Source organism: Chryseobacterium tagetis, from assembly GCF_016735585.2.
In the GTDB taxonomy this organism is placed as follows: Bacteria; Bacteroidota; Bacteroidia; order Flavobacteriales; family Weeksellaceae; genus Chryseobacterium; species Chryseobacterium tagetis.
The window spans coordinates 744811-769542 of the sequence record NZ_JAERSE020000001.1 but is presented as its reverse complement, the minus strand read 5'-3'; the positions used below and the strand labels follow the sequence as shown (position 1 = coordinate 769542).

The following is a 24732-nucleotide window of genomic DNA, read 5'->3' as shown; positions in this document are numbered from 1 at the left end:
TTATTTTTGTATTGATTTCAATCTTCCATTTGAGCCATCAGGTGACATATTTTTTACTGTTGTATTTTCAGTAGGAGTTAAATATTTAGAATCTACTATATTATAATTAGTTACATTTCCTTTGGAATTTAATGTTGTCATATTCGCTCTTCCTATAATCGCTCTAATAGCATCATTAGTAATGGGTGATCCTTTAAAAGTGGTAGTTTTATTTGAACCTGAAATTGTAATATTAATGTTATCATATGGGTCCATCATTTGTCCAGGATCTCCGTGTACTCCTCCTAAATTATGACCTATTTCGTGGTTAAAATCACTCTCAAATTTACCTGCATAATTCATTCCAGGATATGCCATTACTTTATTTGCATCTGAAACAAGACCCATTCTATCTGCTTCAGCTGTGGCTGTTCCTTCTACAGTCCCATTAGAAATATAGTTTCCTAATCTGGTAATAGTCCCATCGCTGTTTTCAATTTTGTCACCTTTAGCAGAAGCTTTAGCTGCATCCATACTCTCTGACTCTACAGCAGAAAGGTTAAATTTTGCATAAATCTTACCATCTTTTGTCTCTATTTCTCTTGCGTTTCCTCCATTATTATAACCTGAAATGGATGCTGTTAAACCTTGTTTTTGCTCTTTGGTTAAACCATAGTAATAATAATTTGCTGTAACGATAAATGGATCATCCTTGGTTCCTTTGCCAGTAATACCGCCGTCTCTACCATCAGGATCAACATATCTTATAGGATTATTTAAAGTATAATTGTAAGAACTCAAAGAGTTGTATTTCTCAGCCAGTGGATCCACAACTCCCCATCTTCCCAAATCCGGCATATAAAATCTTGCTCCATAATCATACATCCCTGAATCCGTCTGCAATTCCTTACCATTGTACTTGTATTGGTATGAAGAATTTCCAGCCGTAGGATTATAGCCTTCATGTTTTAATCCAAATGGATAATAATTATTCTCTTCCAACACTTCTATGGCTGTCCCGTTATTAAAGTAACTTAATCTTACATTTCCTAAATGATCCGTGTAATTGTAAATATACTTATTTTTCACAAAATCATAGTACCCTTCCGCTGTTGGGTAGAATTGTAATGCAGTCACAAAAACGGTACTTCCTTTAGGCCCGCTTTCTGCACTTCCTTTATACTGAAAACCATCTAAATAGTCCGTAATCTCTGTTGAGAGCTGAGTGGCTGTGCCCGGTGGATCATACGGTGCAAATTTGTACGTTTTTTTCACCTTTACTCCATCTGCACGGTACAAATAAGAGGTATTGTTTCTTAAAATCCCTGTTCTTGTCGAAAGTCCTGCATTGAATAAAAGAGATGACGGAAGATTAAGGAAATTATAATCTATTCCTAAAATCCCTTTATCTACATGACTGGTCATATTTCCATTGAGATCATAAGGAATCGTATTTCCTGAAGTATCCGGATATCCATTGTACTGACCTGAGAGATCGGTAACACTGTTCAACCTGTTTCCTGTATAGCTGTAACTAAGGTCATCGATAGTCATTGCCGTAGTACTTCCTGTCAGAAGCCCTTCGGATCTTTTCAGATTGGTAATGTTTCCGTTCAGGTCATAGTCGAGTTTCTCAAAGTATTCCTGAGCTGATGGATTGGTATCTTTCTGATAAAAACCTGCCTGCAGTCTGTTTAGTCCGTCATAAACATAGCCGTAGCGTCTCAGATTATCACCAGGTATAGTGGCTGTTTTCCAGGATACTTCTGCTATATTTCCGTTGTACTTAGGCTTTACTTCCAGGTTAGGAAAATCTGAATTGGGAAACGCCAAACCCTGCACCTGATTGTAATTGATCTTATAGCCAAAAAGGTCTGTAGTTCCCAGGTTCGCAGGATCATTGATCTGCGTCATCCAGCCTCGGATATTGTAGGCGTAATTAATTTCCTGAAGACCCGATCCCAAAGCTGTTCCTCCAACCAGTTTACTGCTCAACTGAGAAAGCTCATTGTACTCATTCTGCGCCAGAATTTCTTCAGCATTATTATCTACCTTATGCTTGTGAACCTTCAGCCTGTTTTGATTGTCGTATTCAAAAGTCTCGGTGATTACTCTTTCTGTATCGGTAGAGAGTCTTTTATGATAGGTTATACTCTGTTTCGCCAGTCCTGCAAAATCAAGTTCCGATTCTGTTTTGGTATAGCCTCCCAGATGGTTGATGGAATGGGTGGCAATTACTCTTCCTCTAGTATCATAGTAGTTGTAGCTCTTCGTCCAGTTATCATCTTCTATGTTTTTCACATAGGAAGCCAAAGGTAAGCCTTTAGTACTAAGCTCTGAGCTCATATTGTCTGTTAATACAACACTCTGATTAGGAATAGTGGAGGTAAAAGCAGGCGTTCCTGTTGGATAGGTGTCATAATAATTGACAGATAATATGGTTTCTATCTGCTGATACAAACTGTTGGTATAGTAAATCTGCATTCCGCTCATGGTAAAGCCCTGTGCATCTCTATTTTCAGTAATTACATAAAGATTGGTGATGTCTTGTAGCCATTCTCGTGTTTTACCAGGAAGGGGCATAAGCCCCGTATAAGCCACCCTTCCAAATTTGTCGTATTTTGTAACGTGCCATGTTGAAGCCGATCTTAAATTAGCATCCTGTGTTGCAACCAGACGATCAGCTTTGTCATACACCATATATTCCTTCTCTTTTCCGGGAACTTTCTTTTCTACCAGGCGGTTTTTGCCGTCATAGGTATATTGATAGCAAAGGTTGTCCAGACTGGTCTGGTCCAAGGTGGCCATTACGGATGCTAAAGGGGGAATCACATAGGACAGCTGATTAAAGTCGTTATAGACATAATAGGTATCAGCACTTTCTGTAGCGGTAAGCATTTTTCTTACCAGTATCACCTGTCCTTTGGTATTCTTAAATTCTATGGTCTTGTTCCCATCCTCATCAGTCACGGTATTTTTATACAGCTGATTGGCTCCATAATAGGTGGTGGAAGTGGGAAAAGATGATTTAAAAGTTGTCTGATCCAGGGTGGTTATATATTTTTTTACTTCTCCGTCGATATTGGCATCATAACCAAACTGTACGGGCTTGTTATCCCAGGCAGTTCCCACCTGCTTTTGGCCGAGAATTCGGTCTAAAGGAGAGTTTTCCAGCTGCTTTTCTGCATAGATCTTTTCTGATCCGTAAGGGGTATTGGCGGCATTGGCTAGCGGATCGGTGTAGATTCCTCCGTTTTGGGTTCCTGTTTGAGGAACAGGAAGGTAATCTAACGTTTGTCTTCCGAACTGGTCATAGACTATTTTGGTAACTACATCTTTGTTGGAAGGAGATGCTTTGATATTGATCACCTGCTTGGGCCTTCCCAGTCCGTCAAAATACTGAACGGATTCTGCTGTTTTGGTGGGTGTGGTTCCGTTATAGTCTAAGTAGCTCTTGCTGTAGACGTAGTTTTCAGCGGTGTTGAGCTGTGCCTGGGCAAAACCGGTTACTAGTAAGGCACTTATTGGGATTATAATTTTTTTCATCGGAGATTAGTGTTTATAGTTGTATTGGTATTCTTTCAACAGTTTACCGCTCTGGTTCTGTTCTCTTACTTCTTTCAGGCGGTTGGCTGAATCATAGATATATACTTCCCTGATGCCTGATGGTGGGGTGATGCTTCTTACTCCCACTAACGGATCGTAGGTATAGGTGGTGATAAAATGTCTTAAATAACTATTCCTGAAATCATTTAATGCATTGAGAAGTGTGGTTTCATCATTGTTTGTTCCTGCAGCGGCATCGGAATCTGATGCATTAACGATAAGATCTATCAGAGACTGGCTGATATCCGAGAGTTGTGCTCCATCTATCTTAGCAATAGGCTGGGTCTTATTGTATCCCCAAATTATTGTTGTGGAAACACCGTTTTTGGTTGTGTACTGTTCTAAATTACCTTTAGAATCATACTTGTCATAGGTTAATTCTGTTTCCAACGCACCATTTCCAAAAGAAGACTGTATCTGGCTTGGAAGATAAGAAACATTATTTGACCAGCTATTGTTATAGTCTACTTTTTTGTTATCTATTAATTTCCCATCTTGATAACTCTCTATTTTTTCAATTTCAGATATTCTGTTTTGTGAATAGACAGAGTTTCCGGAATGATAGTAGTATTTGGTCGTCAAAGCAGATCCTTCTTCAGTTATTACACTATGCTCGGCAAGCTGCTTGTTCACAGCATTATAAATGAAACTTTCATTTTTCTCTGTAGCTTTTTGAATTCCGTTATTATAAAAATAGTTTTTAGTATTCTTTGATGATAGTTTTGTCCAGCCATATGCTTCAATAAGAGGATAAATCTTAATATACTTAGCGGGGTATCCTGCTAAATTAAATTGAGAAAAAGAATTGCAGTTCCCGGAAAGGCATGAATTATAAATTGTAGGATTTGTTCCCTCTAAACTGAATTTATATTCTGCATACGATTTAAAATGCTGCCCATTAAAGCCTATACCATCCATTTTATCCAATCTGTACCCCGGTGTACTCTCATAATCAACAAATGAATATGTGTTGATGGATTGCGACAGTATTTTATTATCATTATTAAATATGCTTTCTTTAAGGAGAAGCCCTCTTTTATAGTCAATATTTTTACTTGGCAAATAAGGTTTTGTATAGGTGATCAATTCCAAATCAGGATAATCCAGAGGTGATGTGTATTCCTGCTTGATATTTCCTTTTCCTGTTTCATAAACATTCACATATTTATATCCTACAAATGCTCCCTGAGTATTCCCAATCTGTTGGGGAGTAAAATTGCGTCTGGAAGTATAGGTAACTGTCTCCTGAAGTGAAAAAGGGAAAGAATCCCATGGTACTTCAGGGCATGTAGTCATCATTTTAACGAATCTGTTTTCATTAAAATAAGGTTTTCCAAAAACTAAAGAACCACTGCTTTTATAAGGATTGTCCAGCCAGTTATATTCAAATTTTTTTTCTTTAGCAGGCACTATATTCGAATTCACTGCCCCAAACTGAATAGGAGGATTATTTTCGTAATAGGATATTTTAGATATTCTATTTCCTCCACCATATAAGAACTGATTATTATTGTCAGCATAATTGTAATAATGCAAAGACATAGTATCGGTTCCGGTATAATTAAGATCAAAATTATGCCACTTTATTACATACTGTACATCTTTTTCCAAATCCAAATCTATACAACATGTATTATTTAAACAAAAACCTGACTCATAAAAAGAAGTTGTTTGCCCGTTCACTATTTTATCAATACTGAATTTTCTAGTTGCTGTGCTCAAATCGGAAATTACAATACTTGGATAAAACTTTACTTTTCTCTTTACATTGGATACGGGTATATATTGTTGGCTAGATGTACCTGCATTGAAACTGAACATTTCAGCATCTACATAAACTGTTTGATTATTGGTACTGGAATAATCTGTAACTTCTTGATCTCCTACAAATGAATATTGATTGGTTTCAAATGTAAATACGGTAGCTCCTCCTGTAGGATACTTGATTTTTTGTAATAAATCTAAAGTACTGGCAAGTGGATTGGGCTCATTCATAAACAGTAAATTACTCTGTGAACAATTGTTCTGTGTAGCATTAAAAAATCCCCAAAAATCTTTTCCAATAGAGTCAAAAGCAAAAACAGGTCTGTTGTAAGTGAATGAATATTCTAAAGGTAGTTCATTAGGAATTAATTGCTTTAATGTTTTTAAGAACATTCGGTTTTCAATAGTATTAAAATATTCATATTCAAACTCAAACTGTTTAATGGATTGATTATTCCAGGTTTGAAGATCAAGCTTCTGCAGATAAACAGAGGCTGTATTATTGATATTGGAATCTGTTCTTCCTGTAGCATAGGTATATTTTATTTTAGCCTGATCAAGAATTTCTACTGTATCAATTTTTTTTGTTTTTACTACAAAGAAGCTAACATCTGTTTTTTGCAACGGGGGTAGCTCTGAAAAACAATTAAATCTTTTCAATATATTCAAACTACTTGTATCTGAACCAAAGTCATTGATCGTATAATTTACCATTCTATTGGTTTCTTGATAATCGTTTGTGCTGTATTTATACTCAAGAAGTAAACTATTGTTATTATCAAAAACTTTTGTTAAATGGAATGCACTTCTAAATTCTTTTTCCTCATACAAATTAGAGGTAGTTGTCACTCCATTACTCAATCCACCCGGATAAGCAGTTGCCTGTGAGCCACCTGCTTTTTTAGAAATATCAAAAACATCAAACTCATACCTATAGCCTTTTTCGTCATAAATTGTAAAGCCTGTTGGTGTAAACGGAGTGTTACCAATTGTGTCATAACGATTAATAATACGAAGTCTAAAATCACTTAGTGGCTGTATTTCAAGAATTCCGCTCGCATTTTTTTTAATATAGAATCGTCCTGTTTGTCCCATGAAATTGAACTGCCACAAATCATGCTCGGTATCAAAAGTTCCAAACTCACTTGCTTCATAGTAAAACTTATTAGCTATTTCCGGATTATTTTGAGTGTAATTTACATAGTCAGGAAATATATCATAATAATGATTATTTAAATACCCTGCTGTATTATTTTGATAGATTCCTATTTGAGTTTTTGGAATGGTTGTTCCCACTACATATGCTTCATCAGGTAACCCTCTCACCGTTCTGGAAATATTCCCTCCTGAAATTAAGCTCCATCCTAAACCGGTTTCACCCGCTACATTATCTGCCTGTACATCTCCTGAATGATATTTTAATGAAAAATTCAAATTAATATCTTTAGAATGTGTAGGGACCGAAATTAAAGGAATTGTTATATCAGGAACTCCTGTATAATTATTCACCGGAACTTCTTCAAATTTCATTAGAGATGCCATGGTAGGAGAAGGCGGTATTATTTCAGGTAAATCTGTTTTAATTTGCGGCTCACCTATCGATTGTGCAAAAGATATTTGTAATGCTATTAAACTTATAGCAGTAACTATTTTCTTCATTATTCGTGTTTATTTCTTAATCAGTTTAGCATTCGCAGTTTTGTTCGTATCCGTTTTTATCGTAATCAGGTAAGCTCCCTGTATTAAAGGCTGCGTGTTGATCTTCGTGACCTTATTCTTTGTTTTCAGACTCTGAAGCTGTCTTCCCGACATATCATACATCGTGATATCTGCTTCCTTGAAGTCAAAACCAATCTCTACATACGCATAATCCGATACAGGATTCGGATAGATCTTGATATCCTGCTTTTCAATGAGCAGATCGACCTGCTGATCGCCCAGCTTTATAATCTTCCAGTTCTCCTTTCCTAATTCCTCTGCGCTCGTTCCTGCCAGAATAATAGAACCATCTCTGTTGAGTTTAATATCAGAAAGTCTTTCCTCTCTCTTTCTGGATTCTCCCTTCACATGTTTTCTCCACTGCTCATTGCCATTCTCATCGATATACAGCATCCAGAAGGTCTCATCATCGGCTTCTATTCTCCCTTCTGCCTGAGTGTAGCCTCCAAGTAAAACTCCTTTGGTTAAATCTTTATTCTTTTCTCTTTCATCTTTTTTCAGAATCACATGCATTCCCATTAAGACATCTCTGTTTTTAAAGTTGTAAGATTTCTGCCAGATTTCTTCGCCTCTTTCGTTTAATGAGATCAGCCATAGATCGGTTCCTTCTTCTATCCCTACGGTTTTATTGCCTGAGCGTTCTGAACGGCTTTCGCCTCCTATGATAAATCCTGAGGTAGTCATGGCTAATGTTCTTAGGTGATCATCTCCTGTTCCTCCATAGTTCTTTTCCCATTCTACTTTCCCGTCTTTGTTCAGTTTAATGATCCAGTAATCGCCTTCACCGTAGTTGTTCGTGGATTTGGGATAACGGGATACGGGATTCGAGGTGGTAGTACTTGTAACTGAATTAGCTCCCGAATCACTCAATCCGGAACCCGAACCCCGAATCTCGGAACTCCTCGAATAGACTCCCAGTAAAACACCTCCGTCTTTTGTCGGGATCATTTTCTCTACTTCGTCTAATCCTTTTCCGCCTAAAATGAGCTGAGATAGCTCTTTTCCGTTTTTATCTAATTTTACGATGAGAACATCTTTGGAACCATAGCCTTGTGGGGAATTCTGAACATTTCCTGCGACAAAGAATCCTAAGTCGGTGGTTTGTATTACGGATCTGGCTTCTTCATCGGAGGTACTGCCTATGGTTTTCTGCCACAATTCATCTCCGAATTCATTGATTCTGATCAGCCAGATATCAGATCCTCCTTTGGAGTCTTCTTTTTTATCAAGACCTTTTCCGGAAAAAGTGGTGCCTGCTAGAACGAAACCTCCATCCTGCGTGGAAAGGGAAGCAGACAGATAGTCATGGTTCTTTCCTGCGAAATATTTTTCCCAGACCTCTTCGCCTTGCTGGTTGAGTTTCACCAGATGGAAATCGTAGCCGTTATTTTGTTTGTTGTCTGTAGAGATTTTTTTTGACTGAATGGAGCTTCCGGTAATGAGGTACTGAAGATCTACCGTCGGAGTCACCTGGCTTAAGAAATCCTGAGTAGTGGATTTGATGTCTTTTTGCCATAGGACTTCCTGAGCGGATACGCTCAGAATTGTGCATAAGAAGTATGCACCCATATAGAGTTTTTTCATCCGAGTTTATTTAAGTTTTATTGTTATTAATTCTTAAAACGTTGCAAAAATATTGTTTTTAGTTCACACATATTAGATTTATAATGAAATAATTGTGAATTTTATCATATCAGAGAGATTTTATCCCCTCTTATTATCGCTGAAACAAAGGTATTTCAGAGATACGACAAAGTAGGTCGTATTTTATTTACAATCATTAAGATTCACAGACCAGCTGAAACCGGTTGGTGAGTTACCTGTAACCGGTTTCTAATTGGTGAAAACTACTTGTAAAAGCCCTTGCAGCCGGTTATTGAAGTGCCTGAACGCGGTTGCTAAGTGTCTGCAAGGACTTGTGGAAGTGTCTGCAGCCATTTGGGAAACCCCTTTTAAGGGGTTGGGAACCAGGTATACCCATCTAGAGAAGTTCCTTTCATCACTTCACCAACCGGTTACAGCCACTTCAGGACCGTCTGAGGGGTGGTTCGGGACCGGGTAAAAGGGGTTAGGAACCGGCTTTATTGTCTTCGTTAGGCGAAGCTGTAGGGCTGCTTACAAAGAACTGTTTCATATCATCATAGATTACGTTGGTTCCAGGCATATTCTCACGGGAAAGGTATCTCAGATTCCTGTAAAAAGTAAGTGAGTTGTGGTAATTGTCAAAATCTAAGAGGGTTTTGGTATCCGATAGCTGCTCGGTAACGGAAGAAAGGCGCTGCATACGGATTTCCAGCTGTTGTCTGGCGGCATAATCCCTGTCATATTCTGCTTTGTCTAAAAACGGAGGAACAAACTGAGGATACTGCTCCATATAAGATTTGGCTTTGTTGACAAAGAGCTTGTTTTGCTCGGCAATGCTGCCGTACTGTTGTCTCTGCTCTGCATCGAGATTGATGGTTTTGCCCTGCAGTACGGTTTCGATACTGGTGATAGCCTGATCCAACTGGGTAAGTTCTGCTTCTGAGAACGAAATGCTGATTAAATTTTCTAGTGCCATAATAATTGATTTTTGATTTGGTTAATTTAAAACAGGCCCCCTGAAAAAGACAGCCTGTTGCTTTATTATTGATATTACTTTTTAATAATCTTAGCAGATGTATTTTCCTGTTTAATAAAGTAAACGCCTGTTGGAAGTTCAGAGATATCTACTGTGGTTTTTCCTGCGTTCAAGCTGATGGTTTTTATCAGTTTTCCTGCACTGTCATAGAGCTGTGCATTGCTTTTTGTGTCTGCTTCTATATAGAATATACCTGTGGTAGGGTTAGGATACACTTTTGTAACTGTATCTTTTACTACGTCTGCTGTAGAAAGAGTGGCGGTACAACTTGCATCATAGGTATCTCCTGATATTGTCCAGCCTTTGGTGCCTGTCAAGATATTTCTGTAGGTTTGTCCGGCAGATCCGTATTTTAGCCCGTATACCCCAAGGATCCTGCTATTGGGAGTGCTTGAATTTTCTGCCCAGCCTTTTAATGTTTTGCTGTAATTTTCGCAATTCATCCCAGAATAACTTAACATGGCATTTAACAGGACACCTGCTTTAAGGTTCCAGCTCCCAAGATTTTGGTTAAAATTGGTGGACTGATAAAGCATATAAGACATATTGGTTACCTTAGATACATCCCAAGAGCTTATATCCTGGTTAAAAGTGGTAGCACTACTAAACATATTGGGCATATTGGTCACCTTAGATACATCCCAATAGCTTATATCTTGATTAAAAGTGGTGGCACCACTAAACATATTGGGCATATTGGTCACCTTAGATACATCCCAATAGCTTATATCTTGATTAAAAGTGGTGGCACCACTAAACATACCACCCATATCGGTCACATTCGATACATCCCAAGAGCCTATATTCTGGTTAAATTGACTTCCTAATAAAGTATTATAAAACATACTTCCCATATTGGTAACGCTTGATACATCCCAATTGCCTATATCCTGGTTAAAAGTGATTGCGTTACTAAACATACCACCCATATTGGTCACATTCGATACATCCCAATTGCCTATATCCTGGTTAAAAGTGATTGCGTTACTAAACATACCACCCATATTGGTCACATTCGATACATCCCAATTGCCTATATCCTGGTTAAAATCGTCTGTCCCATCAAACATATAAGACATATCAGTCACATTAGACACATCCCAATTGCCTATATCCTGATTAAAATGGTCTGCAAATCCAAACATATAATACATAGTGGTAACATTAGATACATCCCAATTGCTCATATTAGGAACAGTTATGAGGCTGGAACAGTTGTAAAACATATAAGACATATTGGTAACATTAGAAAAATCAGGAATATCGGTAGCTGTTATTTCTAAATTATTACAACCATAAAACATTTGAGATAAATCCGGGACCCAGTTCACATCTCCCCATTGGTTGATATTTTTTAATTTAGAACTAGAAGCCGATCCTGTAAAAAAATTAAATCTGAACTGGGAGGTTGGGTATATCGAAACAGTATAGGTAGGATGAGCTGAAGATGGTAAGCTAATATAAGTAGTGCCGGAGCTATTTCCCGTACCACTGCCATTGATAGACGGGTCGCTCGTACTGACCCATGTGTAGGTATAGGTGCCAGTAGTATAAAGTGCAATAGGAGCAGCATCGGTTTGCTGCCAAGTGGTGATAATTGGGTTCTGTGCTTTGATGAAAGACATCGCAAAGCATAAAAGAATAAATAGTAATTTTTTCATAATAATAATTTTAATTGTGAGTAAATAGCTGTTGGTGTGTAATCACTTTTGGGCACAGGCAATCAATATGCGCACGCAACAATTTGACCTACAAAAATGAAGTATCTTACTCATTTTCATCATATAAAAGCACACTCACTTACACTCACAGGTAGTGTTGAGTGTGCTTTTATTCCATTTTTGTGATAAAATGGAGATTGCTCTACAAAAAATGAAATAAAGGAATCCGAACAAAAAATGCCAGTCTTCCTAACGGAAGACTGGCATTTTAATCGGCGGCTCCAAAGGAGCCGCCGAAATAATAAAATAAAATTAATATGAAGTTTATAAAATTACGGTCTGTATAGAGTGTGCAGGTGCAGCAATTTTGGCAGCCATTCCTTCGATCCATAAATTAGCATCGATGTCGTTGTCTGTATCATTCATGATGACTGTTACCAGCTGTCCGTTTTCATTCAAAAAGGTGGTAGAAGTTAAAGCTACCCTGTTGGATGAGCTTCCGACTCTCTGTGCATTCGGTTTAATGAATTTCGAAACGTGTCCTACATAGTAATATTCATAGGTATAATGAAGCTCTCCTGTTTTGGTGTCTGCTATAATTGGTGCAAAACAGAAATTTCCAACGTGGTTAGGCCCTCCCGTTTCATCAAGAAGTACATTCCAATCCGTCCATAAAGCAGTTCCTTTATTGAAGTCGTTGATCATATTTCTGCCGTATAGCTCGCCTAGCTTTACATCATAGATTTTAGAAAGGTCAAACTGTTCTTTGCAGCCTTCTGTAAAGGCAAGGAATTTATCCGGGAAAGCTCTTTGTGTTTCTGCCAGATTATCAAAAAGCTGGGTTTTGTTATTCCATGTTTCGTACCAGTGATACCCGATTCCGGATGCATATTTTGCGGTTTCCGGATCTCCTAATGTTGTAGTAGCTCTTTGATAAATAAGATCTCTGTTATGATCCCAGATCATTACTTTTTTATCTTTATAGCCGTTTTTCCAAAGGGTTGGCCCTAAATTATTTTTAAGGAACTCCCCTTCTTCCTGCGCTGTATAGATGCAGGATTCCCAACTCTGTGTGGCCATAGGTTCGTTCTGAACGGTCAGACCCCAAATATTAATTCCTCTTTTTTCGTATTCTTTGATGAATTTTACATAATAATCAGCCCATGGTTGATAGTATTCGTTTTCTAATCTTCCGCCTTTATACAGACTTTTATTAGATTTCATCCAGGCTGGTGGACTCCAAGGGGAAAAATAGAAGGTAAAATCTTTTCCAATCGCTTTCTGAGCTTCTTTAATTAATGGAATTTTATACTTCTCATCGTGGGCGACATTGAATGTCTTCAGAGCAGTATCATTATCCTGAACATAGGTGTATGAATCGCTTGAGAAATCACATGAATTCATACTGGTACGCACAACGGTATATCCTAATCCGTTCTTGCCATAGTACGCATCAAGAATCTCTTTCTGCTTGTTCTTAGGCATCTTATAAAAGGTCTCGGCAGAAGCATCTGTGATGGCCCCTCCTATTCCTATCAGTTTCTGATATTTAAAATCCGGATCTACAAAAATGCAGGCATCCGTTTCTTTAGGTTGGTCAAGCTTTTCAAATTTTACACTTCCTTTGTCTACCATTTTTTCATTGGTAGTGGAATTGGTAAGGTAAATTCTGGCTGCTTTACCGGCATTTTTTTTCCAGTAGTTCTGTGCATTGGCATTAAAAGCCATCCCGACTACAAAACAACTTACGACTAATCTCTTCATTATATCTTTTCTAATTTATATGTTTAAACCACCTCGTCTAAATTTTCAATGAAAATTTATCCACCCCTCCAAAGGAGGGGAATTTAGCGATATCTATTATTTATTCTGATAGACTCTTATATAGTCTATATAATATTTTTGAGGAAAAATACTATCATCAATACCTCTTTTCCCGCCCCATAATCCTCCGACCGCTAAATTTAAAAGGAGGAAATACGGTTTGTCAAAAGGCCATGTTTCATAGGTTTTGGTTTCGTTTTCATAAGTAAAGAACTTCTGATCATCGATATAAAACTCAATTTTATCCGGCGTCCAGTCCGCTTTATAAACATGGAACTTTTCACTGGCATCATCCACTTTCAAAGTATCTGTTTTTTCTGATGCCTTCAGATGATTGTAATTTTTTGTGTGAACAGAAGCATGAATAATCCCCTGATCATATCCCACATGTTCCATAATGTCTATTTCTCCGTCATTGGGCCACTTTTTCATGTCTTCACTCAGCATCCATATAGCAGGCCAGGTTCCGCGTCCTTTAGGAAGCTTGGCTCTTACCTCAACGGTTCCGTATTGAAATGCAAATTTACCTTTAGTCAAAAGTCTTGCTGAGGTATACTTACTTTCTTCCCAGTTTTCTTTTCTTGCTTCTATGATTAAGTTTCCTTTTTCTACCCTTGCATTTTCCAACCGGTCTTTTGTATAGAACTGAGATTCTTCATTTCCAAACCCATGACCACCTACGTCGTAGTTCCATTTGGAAGAATCCGGTAACCCTTTATAATTAAACTCATCACTCCATATTAATTTTCTTTTTGAATAGGGTTGGTTTGAAGCACAGTTTAAAGCGGAAAACAGGAGACTTCCTCCGATAAAAATGGTTGTGATATTTTGTAATTTCATATATAAAGGTTGAGGTTTTTCTATGTTGATTTTAAAAATTGAATTAAAATTAAGGCATTCTCATCTATTTTCAAAGTTTATCCCTCTGATACAGGGAAAATCTCTATTATTCATGGAGATTCTTCCATCTGCTTCGTTCCTTTCAGAATGACAAATACAACATTCAAATTCATTAAAACCTAATGTTCTTTACCGCCAAAAGCGGGTTTCATCCCGCTCCTGACCACTAAATTTATATTATTTTGACCAATTAATTCTTTTTGTCTGAACATTCTGAGAATCGGTTCCGATCATAATGTCGAATGCTCCGCTTTCCCAGTCAAAATTCAGTTCGTCATCGTAGAATTTCAGATTTTCCGGAGTTAAAGTAAATGTGATGGTTTTAGTTTCTCCTTTTTTAATGAAAACTTTCTGGAAACCTTTTAATTCTTTCACAGGTCTTATCACTTTTCCAAATAAATCTCTTATGTAAAGCTGTATCACTTCTTCCCCGTCATATTTTCCCGTATTGGCAACATTTACGCTCACTGTTAAAGTCTGATTTCCTTTAAGGTCTGTTGAACTCAGGATCATATCAGAATATTTGAACTGGGTATAGCTTAACCCGTAACCAAAAGGAAACTTCGGATCATTATCCAGATCGATATAAGCAGAAACATAATTTCTGTCCGTATTATTTTTCGCAGGTCTTCCTGTATTATAGTGATTGTAATACACTGGAATTTGTCCTTCCGTTCTAGGGAAAGTCATGGGTAGTTTTCCTCCCGGGTTTACGGTTCCGAAAAGAACGTCTGCAATAGAGTTTCCGGCTTCTGTTCCCAGCCACCAAGTGTATATGATCGTTGGAATATTGTCTGCCGCCCAATCAAAAACCAAAGGTCTACCCGCATTGATCATTAAAACAATCGGTTTTCCCGTTTTGGCAATTTCTTTTAACAGGTCTTCCTGAACTCCTGTAAAATGCAGATTGCTTCTGCTTTTCGCCTCACCGCTCATTGAAGAACCTTCCCCTAAGGTCATGATCACAATATCTGCTTTTTTTGCTGTTTCTACCGCTTCTGCAAACATAGACTTGTCCTGATCATCAACATTGGCTCCTTTTGCATATAATAAGGTAGAATTTTTGTCCAGCTGATTTTTGATTCCGTCAAACTGTGTAATAATTCTTTGACTGTCGTCTTTAAAGGCAACCGACCAAAATCCGTGGTTGGCAGAAGTTTCTTTCCCGAAAGGACCAATTAAAGCAACTGTTTTCGTTGATCTTGAAAGAGGTAAAAGATTCTTCTGGTTTTTCAGCAAAACAATGCTTTTCGAACCAAATTCTCTTCCGAATTTTCTGTTTTCCTGATTGTTCAGCTGTTCTTTCTGTCTTTTCTCATTGCTGAACCTGTACGGATCATCAAATAATCCCATCTCAAACTTTTTAATCAGGATTCTTCTTGCAGCCTCATCAATAAATTTAGGATCCACTTTTCCTTCCTGCACCAGTTTGGGAAGTTCAGCCATATAAGCACGGCTTTCCATATCCATATCGCTCCCTGCAAGGATTGCTTTTTCCGCAGCTTCTTTATTGTCTTTTGCATAGCCGTGAGAAACCATTTCGCCAATGCTTCCCCAGTCTGAAACCACAAAGCCCTGATAATTCCATTTTCCTTTTAACAGATCTCTCAGAATATATTTGTTGGCTGTTGCCGGAATTCCGTTGATATCATTAAAAGAGTTCATAAAAGTAGCTACTCCGGCTTCTGCTGCCGCTTTGAAAGGTGGAAGATAGGTTTCGTTCAGCTGTCTTAAACTCATGTCAACAGAATTATAGTCTCTTCCGCCCACCGCTGCTCCATATGCTGCAAAGTGTTTTGCACAGGCCATGATAGCATCAAGACTTCCAAGGCCTTTCCCCTGAAATCCTTTGATTCTGGCCAACCCAATCTGAGTTCCTAAATAAGTATCTTCGCCGGAACCTTCCATTACTCTTCCCCATCTCGGGTCTCTGGCAACATCCACCATCGGTGCAAAAGTCCAGTGAATCCCGTAAGCTGAAGCTTCGGTCGCAGCAATTCTTTCAGATTTTTCTATTAATCCTAAATCCCAACTCGCCGCCTGACCAAGATTCACCGGAAATGTTGTTCTGTATCCATGAATAACATCCTGCCCGAATAACAAAGGAATCCTCAATCTGGATTTTAAAGCTAACTCCTGAAATTTTCTGGTTTCTTCTGCTCCTGCTACATTAAGCATAGAACCGACTTTCCCCTGTTTTATTTCATTTAAAACATTCGCAGAATTGGAATTCTGAGGACCTGTTGCATACTCAAAACCGCTATACTGAACCAGCTGTCCTACTTTTTCTTCCAGTGTCATTTTAGACAACAGCTCAGAGACTCTCTGATCAATGGTCTTCTGCCCGAACAGATTTAGTCCGAATGCTGTAAATGCTAATAAGAAATAAATTCTTTTCATATCCTATTTTCTATGTATGAAACCGCATCGTACTTCATGAGTACGATGCGCGGTTTCAAGGTTTATCTTAAAAAATATAAGTGGCTACTGCACTTGCTGCAATTTTTACAGAAGCCGTTTTCTGATTATATTTAATCATAAATGCCTTATCTGTTGTATTGCTGTTCTGAACAATCAGAACTGTTTTTCCTGCCGGTGTTTTAAAAGCCACTGTTGAGAGATTGTCTCCCTGTGTAGAAGCAATTCTCTGGGAATTTGCAGGAACAAATTTTGAAGCATGGGCGATAATGTAATACGCCACATTTTTGTCATATCCCGTTGCATTATTAATTGTAATAGCTCCTTTACACTGTGTACAGCCACCCGGTGTATGAGGTCCAAACGAAGCGTCGTTTGCTACATTCCACTCCAGAGCTGTTTTGCTCCAGTTCCTCATCGATCCGATAATCACATTTTTCACATGCCAATCGAGATCTCCGGAAAATCCTCCTGTAGAGCTTGTCCATTGTTCTGTAAAGTATACGTTTTTATTTGGGAATAGGTTGTGAACCGTACTCAGCGCCGAAATATCTCCTGCATATAAATGGAAGGCAGATCCGTCCACATAAGGGTTGGCTGCAGTATCATTTAAAACCGCCAAAGGATAAGCCGGGTTATCACAGTTGTGATCGTAGGCAATGATTTTTGTAGTAATATTTGCCGCCTGAAAAGCCGGACCTAAATTGTTTTTAATAAAAGTGGCCTGATCTCCCGGAGTCATATACATACTTGGATTATTCCCGGGATGCAAAGGCTCGTTCTGAGGAGTAATAGCGTCAATCTTAATTCCCTGTGCCTGCATTGCCTGGATATATTTTACGAAATACTGAGCGTAGGTTCCGTAAAATTCAGGTTTCAGACTTCCTCCCATACTGTTTCCATTGTCTTTCATCCAAACCGGAGGTGACCATGGTGTTGCCAGGATTTTAATATTAGGATTAATCGCCAGAATATCTTTTAGCATCTGAATTACAGTCTGATCTTTCGCTACACTAAACTGCGAAAGCGCAGGATCTGTCTGTCCCGTCGGAAGATCATCATAAGAAAAAACTTCGCTGTTCAGATCTGAAGCTCCGATACTGATTCTTAAATAACTTACTCCAATTCCTGAACTCCCGAACAGATCATTCAGTAGTTCCTGTCTTTTGGCTGCATTCAGCTGATTGATCACCTGAACACTCCCTCCCGTAAGGGTGTATCCGAAACCGTCAATACTCTGGAAAACCTGTGAAGCATCTACCTCAACGGTTGTTCCTGTTCCTGAAGTCCCTGAAAAGTAAGCTGTCGTCTGTTGTTGTAGTTTCACCGACTGATCTCCTTTTGTTAACCATACCTGTACTGGATCTCCCGAGGTATCTCCGCTGCCACCTGAATTGTCACCATTTGCTATATCAGAGCTGCTGCAGTTAAAAAAAGAAAGAAGCGCTACACCGCAAAGTGCAGCACTTCTAAGTACGAAACTATATGAATATTGTGAAATCATATCATTTTAGTTGTGGGAAGATTAAGTAGTTTTTCTCAGTTCAACTTTGTCAACACTTAAACCACTAACATTTCCTCCTCCACATTTAATGACCAAGTAAACTGTTCCTGTTGTTGTAGCCGTATAAACTCCCGCATTTTTTGTATTTCCGTTACCATTACAACCTATAGCAGAAATTTTACCTCCAAATGGTGTGGTTCCACAACCATCCCAGGTGTTAATATTTCTGTAAATTGTTCCACTAATGTCACTTCCCGGTGCCGGCAAAGAATCTACCATATACACTTCAAACCATGTATCAGCAAGTGCTGTTGCTGAAGAAGCAACCAAATCTATAGAATATTTTTGTCCTGCAACTACATTTACAGCCTGATAGAAAGCCTGTTGGTTGCTGCCTGAAGCTACAATGGTAGCCTTACCGTTGGCAAACACCCATTGTGCCCCTGTAGGACTGATCGGAAAAATAGTCCATTTGGCAACTTCAGCCGGAGTATCAAATCTTCCCCCCTGAATAATATTTCCTGCCACAGGGTCTGAAGTAGGTACAACAACTGTCTGGCTAGTCATTCCACCAGATACACCACCAATACCTACAGCACTATGTTGAATAACATAAGTACCAGCATCCGGAAGAAAAATATCCATTTCATTTTTTCCGTTTACGAATCCATCACCATCTATATTCCATTGTGAATTGATGAAATTGATGTTATTATCCTGCACTCTTTTTAAATGGTATCTGTTTTCAGCAGTTTTAGTTAGGGTAAATGCCGCGTCCACAGAGGGTTGAGTCAAACCATTTCCTTCATCAACAGTTTCGGGAGAGCAACTCGCCAAGAAAAAGGCAGCAGAACCTATTAATAGGCTTTTATTAATATATTTAGTTATCATTTTTTTAATTTTAGTATCCAGGATTTTGTTTTAATACAGTGTTGGTAAGTTCAGTAAGCGGAATAGGAAGGATTTCGTTTTTACCGGCAGTAAATCCTCTTGATCCTAATATCGAAGGAGCATCTCCCCATCTTACCAGGTCAAACCATCTGTGACCTTCTCCGGCTAGCTCTCTTCTTCTTTCGTCTTTAATCGCCTGCATAGAAACCGGAACAGAAGTAAGTCCCACTCTCGCCCGTACAGCATCTAATAATGCCTGAGCTCTGGCTCCTGTTCCTCCTAATGCTTCTGCTTCCATTAAATAGGTATCTGCCACTCTGATAGCAATATAATTCTGGCGGAAGTTAAGTTCCGGAGCTCCCGGTAATGTAGAAACATCTGTAGTTCTTGGCAGATATTTGTTCAGAAAATAACCCGTGTCTTTATAGGCTGCAGAATAAGTGATTTTACCGTCCTGCACCAATTTTTTAGCATTAAATACAGTCGCATCCAAACGAGGATCGCCCTGCATAAAAGCAAATAAGCCTTCTGTAATAGGATTGAATGACCATCCGGAATAAATTTTAGGAGCATCATTTACAGCCGGAGGATCAAATGTTTTCACACTGTATGATCTTATTGCCGTCATTACACAAATTGAATTACCTTCATCTTTTCCTGTTCCCCAAAATGACCAATCTGAGTTTCCTTTGTTTGTACTCATTACTTCCAAAATAGACTCTGAAGTAAATTTATTATCAATTTCCCAAAGTTTTTTATAGTCAGATACCAATGCATATCCGTACTGGCTTGCCGCACCTCCTGGAGTATTACCATTTACCAGGTTTAGCTGAGCAGCCGCATCGCTGTATTTTTTATCATACAAATAAATTTTTCCTAAGATGGCACGTGCTGTTCCTTTGGAGATTCTTCCTTTTTGAGACTGAATATCCGGTAAATCATTAATTGCAGCCAATAGATCTGTTTCAATCTGAGTATAGACATCAGCTTTTGGAACCTGCGGAATATTATAATAGTCGTCATTATATTTTGCAGGCTTTAAGATTAAAGGGATATTCCCAAACATTCTTACAAGCTCAAAATAATAAAGCGATCTTAATGTTTTTGCTTCAGCGACAAACATTTTTCTTGTATTATCATTCATATCCGCATTAGGAATTCTCTCCAATAAAAGATTGGCTCTTGCAATTCCCTGATAATAATCTCTCCAATAACTTGGAGGCATGATAACCGGATTGATGCTGTAATTGGCAAATCCCTGAATACCGGCTCCATCCGTAGAACTTCCTCCTCCTGAATAGCAGTCATCCGAAGCAGCATTAAAGAAGGTAACCGAATTTTCAAAACCACCTGAATATTTTCGGAGAAGATCGTAGGTTGCTACCAACCCTGCAAATGCCTGATCTTCGTTTTTGAAGAAATTATCTGTATCAAACGTTCCGGTATTTTGTACGTCTTCCAAATTACTGTTATTACAAGACACAGCTTCAAAACTGATTCCCGCTAGCAATAAAACAGCTACACTTTTATATATAAATCTTTTGTTTTTCATTTTTCTTTTAATTAAAATTGAACATTAGCACCAAAAAGGAAAGTTCTTGCCTGAGGATAATACGCTCTGTCTATACCGAAAGTATCTCCACCAGCGATTTCAGGATCGTAACCTGTGTACTTCGTAAACGTTACCAAGTTTTCTCCCGTAACGTAGAATCTTACTTTGCTTGCCCCGAAAGCTTTTGAAACTTCTTTAGGAAGTGTATATCCTAATGAAACTAATTTCAAACGTAGGTAGCTTCCGTCCTGTAAATAATAATCTGACATTCTTGTAAAGTTCTGATTAGGATCTGTCACAGTAACTCTTGGGGTAGAATCAGAAGTTCCTTCACCCGTCCAACGGTCAAGAATTGCTGTCTGATAGTTGGCACTACCGATATCTAGTCTTCTCAGACCCTGGAAGATTTTGTTACCAGCCTGCCCCTGAGCAAACACCATTAAATCAAAGTTTTTGTAATTTAAATTTAACGTGAAACCAAACGTGTATTTTGGTACAGAGTTACCTAAGTATACATAGTCATTCTCATCAATTTTTCCATCTCCATTGGCATCCAGTCTTTTGAAATCTCCCGGTTTTGCATTGGGCTGAATTAAAGCACCATTCGAATTTTTGTAGGCATCAATTTCAGCCTGGTTCTGGAAGATTCCCATATTCTGGTATCCATAAAAAGATCCGTAAGGACTTCCCACCTGTAATCTTGAAACCGCACCCATAGATTGGAATGAAGCAAAGTTTTCATACAGTTTATTGTCTTCTAATCTTGTGATTTCGTTCTTTAAATAGCCGAAGTTTCCATTAGCCGAAATTCCAAAATCTCCCCAGTTCTTTTTATATCCTAAGCTTACTTCTATCCCGTTGTTATTCATATCCCCGATATTTCTCCAAGGATTATTCGTTAAACCTAAATAACCTGGAATATTAACCTGTCTTAAGATATCAGAAGTTTTTTTTCTGTAAACATCAACTGTAAGGTCAAAGTTTTTAAATAATTTAAGATCTGCGGCAACGTTTAACTGAGAAGTTTTTTCCCATTTCAAATCTGGGTTTTCCAGTGTACTTGGCGCATATCCTATGTGAATATTGTTGTCTCCGAAAGAATAATTACTTCCCGCAACCAAGAAATTAGCAAACTGGAAATTATCAATTGCATCATTTCCCAATATACCATATCCTCCTCTGAATTTTAAGCTGTTAACAATATCATTCTGTGGCCAGAAATTTTCGTTAGAAACATTCCATCCTAAAGAGAACGCAGGGAAATTACCCCAATGGTGAGCCTTTGCAAACTTAGAAGATCCGTCTCTACGCATTGTTCCTGTGAAAAGATATTTGTTTTCGAAATCATAAACGACCCTTGCAAAATAAGAGGTTTTATGGGTTTCTTTTCCGTCCCAAGCTGCAGTCGTTCTGTCTGCCTGAGGAATATCAAAGTTGAATGAAGCATCTTGCCAGTTATTTACAGGAAGATTCGTATAGGTCACATTCTGACCTGAAGAAATATTGTATTCATAATATCCCTGTCCTAATAAAACGCTTAGATTATGACTTCCGAATTTATTTTGGTAAGTAACCGTGTTTTCGGTACTCCATTCAAATTTCTTTTCATTTTGTCTAAACAGGCTATTGAAAGTATCATTTTTTAAAGACGGACTCAAATAATACAAAGGGGTAAATCCTTGCTGCCCCCAATAAGATAATTTTCCGTTAGCTGTCGTTTTAAAATTAAAGTGATCTAAAAACTTTAACTCAGCAAAAACGTTTCCTACTAAATCATCTCCCCAGTTATATCTTCCTAATTGTGTCTGCTGAAAAGCAAGAGGGTTAGACATTTCCTGATTCACATAATGAGAAATTCCATAAGGTTGCCCTGTTGCAGGATCTCTTACAATATATTGGTTTGAATAATCACTTGGAAAAGGTTGTGTTGAAACGTTATCTACCAAAACCGGAGTTGTTGGATCCAGGTTAACTGCAGAACTCAAAGGTCCTCCAAATTCTCCGTTCGCGTTGATTCCTGCTGATTTCTTATGGGTATATGCAAAAGTCTGTCCTATCGTTAAAAAATCAAAAACTTTATGAGTTGAGTTGATTCTCGCATTGATTCTCTTATAATTTGAAATATCTCTCATTACAATCCCTTCCTGGTCGTAGTATCCGAAAGAGGTAAAGAATGTAGATTTGTCACTTCCTCCACTAATGCTGAATTCATGAGACTGGCGTTGGGCACTGTTAAAAATTACATCCTGCCAATTTGTTCCTGCTCCCAAAGCATTCGGATTTGAGAAAATGGGAGAACCTCCGTCATTTACACTGGCTTCATTTCTGATGGTTGCATACTGTGTTGCATTCAAAAGATCAAGTTTACGGGCTGCAGTTCCTACTCCGAAGAATCCGTTATAGCTAAGATTTAATCTTCCTTTAGAGCCTTTTTTCGTAGTAATCAGGATAACCCCCTTTGCAGCGGCAACCCCATAGATTGCGGCCGAAGCACCATCTTTTAAGATTTCCATGTTTTCGATATCTGCCTGATTCAGCCATTCGATATTGTCTACCACAATTCCGTCTACCACCCAAAGCGGATCATTACTTCCCGCTCCAAAACTGGTAATCCCACGAACTCTTACTGTAGCAGCAGATCCAGGCTGTCCGGAATTTGAAATTACAGAGACCCCTGCAGCTCTTCCTTGCAGCACCTGTTCCGGCCTCCCTGTAGGAACATCTTCCAAATCTGAAGCTTTAATACTGGAGATCGCACCCGTCACATTACTCTTCTTCTGAGTACCGTAACCGATCATTACCACTTCCTCAATTTTTTGCTCTTTCGGAAGCGTGTCTTTTTTGGTGTTTTGGGCACTGAAATTTGCAGTAAAATAGAGCACTGCAACAAGCCCTAAACTTCTTGATATTCTTACATTCATATACAGTTAGTTTTTTAATTCTCAAATTGAGACAATAAAAATATATTTTTTTTTAAATAATTAACATTTTATTAATAACTATTTTAATATTTCGTTTATTTTTGGGGGTTGAAAGGCATAATTTTTCTTAAAAAAAACCTTAAATTTTCATAAAACAGAACAAAATAAATCCCTGAAATGACGACCAAGCTCTCCAAAATCTCCCTTCCGCTGAAACTTACTTTCTTTATTTTTTCAATGGTTTTAAACTGCATGGGCATTGTAATTCTGCAACTTTCTGAGGCAAAAATCACATACGATAAATTGGGATTTTTAGAGTCATTTAAAGATATTCCCGTTGCCTTTATTTCACTTTTTGCTGTCAACTTTATCAGCAGATTCGGGACAAAAAAATCATTGATTTTAGCATTAAGTATTGTCGGAATTTGTTCTCTTATTTTACCGTTTGTAGAAGTGTTCTGGTTTTATAAACTTTGGTTCGCTATCATTGGAACCTGCTTTGCGATTGGTAAAATATGTGTGTTTGGAGTTATCCGTAACAATATTTCAGATGAAAAATCTCTTGCAAAAACAATGAATAGTGTGGAAGCTTCTTTTATGATCGGGATTTTTGTCGTAAATACAGGATTTGGATGGCTGATCTCAAGCCAGTTTTCTCAATATTGGAAATTTGGGTTCTTATTTATCTCTGTATTATCGGCAGTTACTATTTTTTTATTTTCCAGACTTGAGATTGCTGAACCTGTAAAAAAAGAAAAAGAAAATCTGATCAAAGAACTTTCAGAATTCGTCAATCCTTTGGTTGTTGTATTTTTAGCAGTATTATTTTCCATCGTTTTTGTGGAACAGAGTTTTAATTCCTGGCTGCCTTCTTTTTATAAAAATCATTTAAAGGTCAATTCATTTTTCGCCCTTCAGGCTTCGTCATTTCTGGCACTTTTCTCTTATGTAGGAAGAATGATTACCTCCAATATCATCCATAGATTTCCTTTATCAAAATATTATGTTTGGTGCCTTATACTGATTGTTTCAGTCATATCAATTATTATTGGAATACAGTTTCTCGGCCCGGAAAACTCAAAAATATTATTGTTTTTATTCCCTGTAATAGGTCTTTTCTTATCGCCACTCTACCCTGTTATCAATTCAAAAATGATTACCCTTGTTGATAAGGAAAGAGTCAATATTTTCACTTCATTAGTTGTTATTTTTTCATCATTAGGGAGCTCTGTAAGCTCTATTATGATGTCAATTTTATTTGGAAACCAGTTACTGAACTACTATTCAGTTTATATTTTATTCGCTGTACTTATGTTATTTACAATAAGTTTAGTCTATTTTACAATAAGTAGAAAAACATTAGGAAAATAATT

Annotated in this window: 13 protein-coding genes; 1 reads left to right on the top strand and 12 read right to left on the bottom strand. The window is 37.9% G+C overall.

The features are described from left to right. The 12 genes from JI747_RS03290 to JI747_RS03235 all read right to left on the bottom strand — a co-directional run bounded on the left by JI747_RS03290 (position 1) and on the right by JI747_RS03235 (position 23359). Complete coding sequence (locus JI747_RS03290; RefSeq protein WP_225686261.1) at positions 1–3525, bottom strand: DUF6443 domain-containing protein; 3525 nt, start codon at positions 3523–3525, stop codon at positions 1–3. 6 nt (positions 3526–3531) lie between these two features. Continuing rightward, a complete protein-coding gene (locus JI747_RS03285; RefSeq protein WP_225686260.1) occupies positions 3532–7008 on the bottom strand; it encodes a hypothetical protein in 3477 nt (1158 codons plus the stop codon). Positions 7009–7017: 9 nt separating this feature from the next. Next, a complete protein-coding gene (locus tag JI747_RS03280; RefSeq protein WP_225686258.1) occupies positions 7018–8652 on the bottom strand; it encodes a T9SS type A sorting domain-containing protein in 1635 nt (544 codons plus the stop codon). Between the two features lie 484 nt (positions 8653–9136). Continuing rightward, a complete protein-coding gene (locus JI747_RS03275; RefSeq protein ID WP_225686256.1) occupies positions 9137–9628 on the bottom strand; it encodes a hypothetical protein in 492 nt (163 codons plus the stop codon). A gap of 74 nt (positions 9629–9702) precedes the next feature. Next, a complete protein-coding gene (locus JI747_RS03270) occupies positions 9703–11349 on the bottom strand; it encodes a BspA family leucine-rich repeat surface protein (RefSeq protein ID WP_225686255.1) in 1647 nt (548 codons plus the stop codon). Positions 11350–11673: 324 nt separating this feature from the next. Further along, positions 11674–13113: a glycoside hydrolase family 30 protein gene (locus tag JI747_RS03265; protein ID WP_225686254.1), complete on the bottom strand. Its 1440-nt coding sequence runs from the start codon at positions 13111–13113 to the stop codon at positions 11674–11676. A gap of 96 nt (positions 13114–13209) precedes the next feature. Then, positions 13210–14013, bottom strand: a complete 804-nt coding sequence (locus JI747_RS03260) for a glycoside hydrolase family 16 protein (protein ID WP_225686253.1) — start codon at positions 14011–14013, stop codon at positions 13210–13212. A 237-nt stretch (positions 14014–14250) separates the two neighbouring features. Next, positions 14251–16473, bottom strand: coding sequence for a glycoside hydrolase family 3 N-terminal domain-containing protein (locus tag JI747_RS03255; RefSeq protein WP_225686252.1), 2223 nt, complete (start codon positions 16471–16473; stop codon positions 14251–14253). A gap of 67 nt (positions 16474–16540) precedes the next feature. After that, entirely contained in the window at positions 16541–17995 is a 1455-nt protein-coding gene (locus JI747_RS03250) for a glycoside hydrolase family 30 protein (RefSeq protein ID WP_225686251.1), read from the bottom strand. Between the two features lie 21 nt (positions 17996–18016). Then, complete coding sequence (locus JI747_RS03245) at positions 18017–18886, bottom strand: hypothetical protein (RefSeq protein ID WP_225686250.1); 870 nt, start codon at positions 18884–18886, stop codon at positions 18017–18019. Positions 18887–18896: 10 nt separating this feature from the next. After that, a complete protein-coding gene (locus JI747_RS03240) occupies positions 18897–20438 on the bottom strand; it encodes a RagB/SusD family nutrient uptake outer membrane protein (RefSeq protein ID WP_225686249.1) in 1542 nt (513 codons plus the stop codon). A gap of 11 nt (positions 20439–20449) precedes the next feature. Continuing rightward, on the bottom strand, positions 20450–23359 hold the full coding sequence (locus JI747_RS03235; protein ID WP_225686248.1) for a SusC/RagA family TonB-linked outer membrane protein: 2910 nt from the start codon (positions 23357–23359) through the stop codon (positions 20450–20452). A 177-nt stretch (positions 23360–23536) separates the two neighbouring features. Here JI747_RS03235 and JI747_RS03230 point away from each other — a divergent pair, with 177 nt between their 5' ends. After that, the gene (locus tag JI747_RS03230; protein WP_225686247.1) at positions 23537–24730 is read left to right on the top strand and encodes an MFS transporter; all 1194 of its coding nucleotides are present in this window, start codon (positions 23537–23539) and stop codon (positions 24728–24730) included. Positions 24731–24732: the final 2 nt, after the last annotated feature.

Bases quoted from the DNA above. Each gene is read 5' to 3' on its own strand.
- JI747_RS03280 (WP_225686258.1), bottom strand. From the start codon at position 8,652: ATGAAAAAACTCTATATGGGTGCATACTTCTTATGCACAATTCTGAGC.
- JI747_RS03255 (WP_225686252.1), bottom strand. From the start codon at position 16,473: ATGAAAAGAATTTATTTCTTATTAGCATTTACAGCATTCGGACTAAAT.
- JI747_RS03245 (WP_225686250.1), bottom strand. From the start codon at position 18,886: ATGATAACTAAATATATTAATAAAAGCCTATTAATAGGTTCTGCTGCC.
- JI747_RS03240 (WP_225686249.1), bottom strand. From the start codon at position 20,438: ATGAAAAACAAAAGATTTATATATAAAAGTGTAGCTGTTTTATTGCTA.
- JI747_RS03260 (WP_225686253.1), bottom strand. From the start codon at position 14,013: ATGAAATTACAAAATATCACAACCATTTTTATCGGAGGAAGTCTCCTG.
- JI747_RS03290 (WP_225686261.1), bottom strand. From the start codon at position 3,525: ATGAAAAAAATTATAATCCCAATAAGTGCCTTACTAGTAACCGGTTTT.
- JI747_RS03285 (WP_225686260.1), bottom strand. From the start codon at position 7,008: ATGAAGAAAATAGTTACTGCTATAAGTTTAATAGCATTACAAATATCT.
- JI747_RS03265 (WP_225686254.1), bottom strand. From the start codon at position 13,113: ATGAAGAGATTAGTCGTAAGTTGTTTTGTAGTCGGGATGGCTTTTAAT.
- JI747_RS03270 (WP_225686255.1), bottom strand. From the start codon at position 11,349: ATGAAAAAATTACTATTTATTCTTTTATGCTTTGCGATGTCTTTCATC.
- JI747_RS03250 (WP_225686251.1), bottom strand. From the start codon at position 17,995: ATGATTTCACAATATTCATATAGTTTCGTACTTAGAAGTGCTGCACTT.
- JI747_RS03275 (WP_225686256.1), bottom strand. From the start codon at position 9,628: ATGGCACTAGAAAATTTAATCAGCATTTCGTTCTCAGAAGCAGAACTT.
- JI747_RS03230 (WP_225686247.1), top strand. From the start codon at position 23,537: ATGACGACCAAGCTCTCCAAAATCTCCCTTCCGCTGAAACTTACTTTC.
- JI747_RS03235 (WP_225686248.1), bottom strand. From the start codon at position 23,359: ATGAATGTAAGAATATCAAGAAGTTTAGGGCTTGTTGCAGTGCTCTAT.